The organism is Streptomyces adustus, assembly GCF_009377175.1.
Taxonomy (GTDB): domain Bacteria; phylum Actinomycetota; class Actinomycetes; order Streptomycetales; family Streptomycetaceae; genus Streptomyces; species Streptomyces adustus.
Map to the genome: position 1 here is coordinate 1 of NZ_VJZD01000398.1, position 5,470 is coordinate 5,470.

General features: G+C 71.4%; 3 protein-coding genes and 1 pseudogene. 2 read left to right on the plus strand and 2 right to left on the minus strand.

Going from position 1 to position 5,470, the window contains the following annotated elements; all coding sequences use genetic code 11:
- Window positions 1-252 precede the first annotated feature (252 nt).
- Window positions 253-2,046: pseudogene (locus tag FNH09_RS44240) on the minus strand (ABC transporter permease/substrate binding protein); the annotation flags it as partial.
- Window positions 2,039-3,187 (minus strand): betaine/proline/choline family ABC transporter ATP-binding protein, encoded by a 1,149-nt coding sequence (locus FNH09_RS44245; RefSeq protein ID WP_162470030.1) that lies wholly within the window; start codon window positions 3,185-3,187, stop codon window positions 2,039-2,041. The pseudogene FNH09_RS44240 and the gene FNH09_RS44245, both read right to left, overlap by 8 nt.
- A 213-nt stretch (window positions 3,188-3,400) precedes the next feature.
- Here FNH09_RS44245 and FNH09_RS44250 point away from each other — a divergent pair, with 213 nt between their 5' ends.
- Window positions 3,401-4,330 carry a 5'-3' exonuclease H3TH domain-containing protein gene (locus tag FNH09_RS44250; protein ID WP_162470031.1) on the plus strand — a complete coding sequence of 310 codons (930 nt, stop codon included), beginning with the start codon at window positions 3,401-3,403 and terminating at the stop codon, window positions 4,328-4,330.
- 152 nt (window positions 4,331-4,482) lie between these two features.
- Window positions 4,483-5,328 (plus strand): siderophore-interacting protein, encoded by an 846-nt coding sequence (locus tag FNH09_RS44255; protein WP_152895522.1) that lies wholly within the window; start codon window positions 4,483-4,485, stop codon window positions 5,326-5,328.
- The last annotated feature ends 142 nt before the right edge of the window (window positions 5,329-5,470 follow it).

Consider the following 5,470-nt stretch of genomic DNA (forward strand, 5'->3'; position numbering starts at 1 on the left):
GCCGGATGCCCCGGCCCGGTCAAGCCACGGGCCCGATCGATTCGTAGCTTTGTGTGGTTGTCCGGATCTTTTCCGTAGGCATGGGAGTGATCCCCCGGCGCGCGGCGGGCGCGCGGGCTCCGGGCGGTTTCCGGACATGACCCGAGGGGCGGGCCTCGCCGCGCGCTGTCAGGTCGCGCGGAGAGGCCCGCCCCTCGGAGATTCGGCCCGCGGTGCCGGGCTCGGTCCGGTGGTGCCCTAGGACTTGTGCGGGACGGGGGCCGCCTTGTCGACGACGCCCGGGTTGTCCTTCAGCCAGGCGCGCACCGCTTCCTGCTGCCGGCCCTTGCCCGCCTTGTTGATCGCCGCTTCCAGGCCGGTGAGCTGCTTCTCGGTCATCCGGAAGTTCTTCAGCCAGGTGCCGACGACCGGGTTGTCGGCCGCGAAGCCCTTGCGGGCCAGCGTGTGCACGCCGTCGCCCGTGCCCCAGGCGCCCTTGGGGTCCTTCAGCTTCTTCAGGTCGTAGTCGTTGTACGCCCAGTGCGGCGACCAGAGCGTGACGACGATCGGTTCCTTCCTGCTGTAGGCGCGCTTGAGCTCGGCCAGCATCGCGGGTGTGGAGCTGTCGACGACCTTGTACTCCTGGTCCAGGCCGTACTCCTTGAGGACCTTGCTCTTGAGCAGGGCCGTCTCGCCGGCGCTGGACTCGATGCCGGTGATCTTCCCGCCGAACCGCGACGCCTGGCCCTTGAGGTCGTCGAGGGAGTCGACGCCCTTCACGTACGAGGGCACGCTCAGCTCCAGGGACGTCCTGCCGTACCAGGAACCGAGGTCGTCGAGGCGGTCGCCGTACTTCTTCCAGTACTGCGCGTGGGTGGTCGGCAGCCAGGAGTCGGTCTCGAAGTCGACGTCGCCCTGGGCGAGCGAGGTGTACAGCGGCCCGGCGTCGTACTGCTTCGCGTCGACCTGGAAGCCGCGCTGTTCGAGGATCTCCTTCCACAGGAAGGTGGAGGCGACGCCCTCGTCCCAGGGGATGTACCCGATGGTGATCTTCTTGCCCTGGCCGACGTCCTTGCCGGCCGCGACGGGCTGTGTGCCGTCTCCGCCGCCGAGGACGCCCATGCCGCCGGCCACGAGGCCGAGGACGACGACGCCGATCACGGCGAACTGCGGGCGGGGACGGTAGGACCAGATCCGCGTGCCCCCGGCGGCGCGTGCCCTCAGGGCGGCGCGGCGGCCGAGCGGGGAGACCTGGGTGCCCAGTGCGCCGGTCATCCGGTCGAGGTAGATCGCGAGGATCACGATGGCGACGCCGGCTTCGGAGCCGAGGCCGACGTCGAGCTGGCCGATGGCCTCGTTGACGTCGCCGCCGAGGCCGCCGGTGCCGACCATGCCGGCGATCGCGGCCATGGACAGGCCGAGCATGATGACCTGGTTGACGCCCGCCATCACGGTGGGCAGGGCCAGCGGAAGCTGGACGCGCAGCAGGGTGTCACGGGGCGTGGTGCCGAACGCGTCGGCGGCCTCGACCAGTTCCTTGTCGACCTGCCGGATGCCCAGTTCGGTCATGCGTACGCCGGGGGCGAGCGCGAAGATCAGGGTGGCGACGATGCCCGCGGAGGCGCCGGTGCCGAAGAAGAGGATCGCCGGGATGAGGTAGATCATCGCGGGCAGCGTCTGCATGAAGTCCAGGACCGGGCGGACCAGGGCGCCGACCCGCTCGGAGCGGGCCGCCCAGATGCCCACCGGGACCGAGATCACCAGGGCGATGACCGTGGCGACGAGGACGAGCGACAGGGTGACCATCGCGTCGTCCCACAGTCCGAGGGAGTCGATGAAGGCGAATCCGACGAAGGTGAGGACACCGGCGAGGGTGCCGCGCAGCCAGAAGGCCAGCACGGCGAAGATCCCGGCGAGCAGCAGCGGCTGCGGGGCCTGGAGTACGGCGTCGATGCCGTCGTAGGCGCCGGTGAAGACGGCCTTGAGGAGGTCGAACAGCCAGGACACATGGCCGAGCAGCCAGTCGACCGCGCTGTTGACCCAGTCGCCGAGCGGAATCCTAGGCACGGGCCACCGCCTTGGCGTCGTCCGTCGCGCTGTCCGTCGTCGCCTTCGCGCTGTCCGTGGTCGTGGCCTTCGCGCTGTCCGTCGCGCGGGGCGTGTCGCAGCGGTCCGGCGCGGCGGCGGGCTCGTCGCCGAGGAAGCCGAGCAGGCGCTGCCGGGGCACGACCCCGACGAGGGTGCGCCGGGCGTCGAGCACGGCGACGGGATGCGACACGCGCGCGCTGATCGCGCACAGTTCGGTGAACGGGGTCTGCGGCGTCGCGGTCTCGCAGCCGCAGTCGGCCTCGTCGCCGCGTACCGCGCGGTCCATGACGGCGTCGGCGGTCAGCACCCGGGAGCGGTCGACGTCCTGGGTGAAGGAGGCGACGTAGTCGTCCGCGGGGCGCACGAGGATGTCCTCGGCGGTGCCGATCTGCGCGACCCGGCCGTCGCGCATCACCGCGACGCGGTCGCCCAGGCGCATCGCCTCGTTGAGGTCGTGGGTGATGAAGACGATCGTCTTCTTCAGCGTCTTCTGGAGTTCGAGGAGCTGGTCCTGCATGTCGCGCCGGATCAGCGGGTCGAGGGCGCTGAACGACTCGTCCATGAGCAGCAGTTCGGCGTCGGTGGCGAGGGCACGGGCCAGACCGACGCGCTGCTGCATACCGCCTGACAGCTCGTCGGGCCAGGACTTCTCCCAACCCGCCAGGCCGCACAGGGCGAGCGCCTCGTCGGCGCGGCGCGCTCGCTCGGCACGCGGCACGCCCTGCACCGCCAGACCGTAGGCGGCGTTGTCGCGGACGCTGCGGTGCGGGAAGAGCGCGAAGTGCTGGAAGACCATGCTGATCCTCCTGGAACGGACCTCGCGCAGGCCGCGGGCGTCGAGTCCGGTCAGGTCCTGGCCGCCGAAGCGGACCTGTCCGGCCGTCGGCGGGAGCAGGCCGTTGAGCATGCGCAGCAGCGTGGACTTCCCCGATCCGGACAGGCCCATGACGACGAAGATCTCGCCCGGTTCCACGGTGAAGGAGGCGTCGATCACGGCGGCAGTGGCGCCGTCGGCGCGCAGCTCCTCCCGGTCGGCTCCGTTGCGCAGCCGTTCGACTGCCTGGTCCGGTCGTCCGCCGAACACCTTGTAGAGATGTTCGGCTTCAAGTCTGGCTGACACACGTGCCTCTTACCCTCGGGGACAGGTCGCGGCGAGACGGCCGACCGCAAACGTTGAAACTGCAATCTCCGTCGCTCCGAAGCGGCGCCTGCCCCGGCTTCGACCTGCCAAACGCCCCAGTGGCCCAGTTCACAGCGCGTTCACTTCCGCCACGTGTCCGACCCGCTGTCGCCCTGACGAGTGATTGTCGGTGCCGTACGGCATGATGCGAGCGTGACCGGACGACTGATGCTCCTCGACACCGCCTCCCTGTACTTCCGCGCCTACTTCGGCGTGCCGGACTCCGTGAAGGCACCGGACGGCACCCCGGTGAACGCGGTGCGCGGGCTGCTGGAGTTCATCGACCGGCTGGTCAAGGACCATCACCCGCAGCACCTGGTGGCCTGCATGGACGCCGACTGGCGGCCCCACTGGCGGGTCGAGCTGATCCCGTCGTACAAGGCGCACCGGGTCGCCGAGGAGCGCGCGGCCGGCCCGGACCAGGAGGAGGTGCCGGACACCCTGTCCCCGCAGGTGCCGGTCATCGAGGAGGTCCTGGACGCGCTGGGCATCGCCCGCGTGGGCGTCGCGGAGTACGAGGCGGACGACGTGATCGGCACGTTCACGGCGCGCGCGAAGGGCCCGGTCGACATCGTCACCGGCGACCGCGATCTGTACCAGCTCGTGGACGATGCGCGTGGGGTGCGCGTGCTGTACCCGCTCAAGGGGGTCGGCACGCTCCAGCTGACCGACGAGGCGCTGCTGCGGGAGAAGTACGGCGTCGACGGACGCGGGTACGCGGATCTGGCGCTGCTGCGCGGCGACCCGAGCGACGGTCTGCCGGGGGTGCCCGGGGTCGGCGAGAAGACGGCGGCCAAGCTGCTCGCCGAGTTCGGCGACCTGGCCGGGATCATGGCGGCCGTGGACGACCCCGCGGCCCGGCTGACCCCGACGCAGCGCAGGCGGCTCGACGAGGCGCGGCCGTATCTCGCGGTGGCCCCGAAGGTCGTCCGGGTCGCCGACGACGTCCCGCTGCCGGATGTCGACACGGCGCTGCCGCGCCGGGCGCGCGACCCTCAGGCGCTGGACGCGCTGGCGGCGCGCTGGGGGCTGGGCGGTTCGCTGAACCGGCTGCTGACCACGCTGGACACGCCTGGCACGTGATCATTGTTCCCGCGCCCGGACCTGACGCCGCCGGGGACGAGAAGCCATGATCTGTCCGAGAGGTTCATGAACCTCCCGGCAGGAAGGACCTCACCGGGGAAAGTGATGCTAACTTAGGTAAGCCTAAGCTAGAAAGCGACTGGGAGGCCGTCATGGCAGAGCGTCCGGCACGAAAGCCGCGGAAGCCGCACTCCGCGCAGGTCGTTCGCACCGAACGGCTGACCCCGCACATGCAGCGGGTGGTGCTGGGCGGCGCGGGGCTGGCCGAGTTCACCGCGGGGACCTGCACCGATCACTATGTGAAGCTGCTGTTCCCGGCCGGGGGCGCGACCTACCCGGAGCCCTTCGACGAGGAGCGGATCCGGGCCGAGTTCCCGCGTGAGCAGTGGCCGGTGACCCGCACCTACACCGTGCGCGCCTGGGACCAGGAGCACCGCGAGCTGACCCTGGACTTCGTGCTCCACGGCGACGAGGGCCTCGCCGGGCCGTGGGCGGCCCGCGTCCAGCCGGGCGAGACCGTCCACTTCGTGGGCCCCGGCGGCGCCTACGCCCCCGACTCGGGCGCCGACTGGCATCTGCTGGCCGGTGACGAGAGCGCGCTGCCCGCGATCGCGGCCGCGCTGGAGAGCCTGCCCGACGGCGCCGTGGCGCACGCCTTCGTGGAGGTCTCGGGCCCGGAGGAGGAGCAGAAGGTCGACTCCGACGTGGAGATCGTCTGGCTGCACCGCGGCGCGGCGCCGGTGGGCGAGAAGCTGGCCGAGGCGGTGCGCGGCCTGGACTTCCCGGAGGGCCGCGTCCAAGCGTTCGTGCACGGTGAGGCCGGTTTCGTGAAGGAGCTGCGCCGGCTGCTGCGGGTGGAGCGGGAGATCCCGCGCGAGGACCTGTCGATCTCCGGCTACTGGCGGCTCGGCCACAACGAGGACGGCTGGCAGGCCTCCAAGCGGGAGTGGAACGCCCGGGTGGAAGCGGAGCAGGAAGGTTCCGCTCCCTCGGCGTGAAGCGTCTTCCGAAGCGGCGGTACCCCGAGGGGTGCCGCCGCTTCGCCGTGTCCTGGCGCCCGCGGCCTCCCGGCACCCGTGCGGCACCGCGGGCCGGGAGGCCGCCGCAGGGGCGTACGGCCGGGCGGCCGGGGGCGTGGGC

What these genes read in the sequence shown, in the direction of transcription:
- FNH09_RS44255 (WP_152895522.1), top strand. Translation starts at nt 4,483, where the DNA reads ATGGCAGAGCGTCCGGCACGAAAGCCGCGGAAGCCGCACTCCGCGCAG.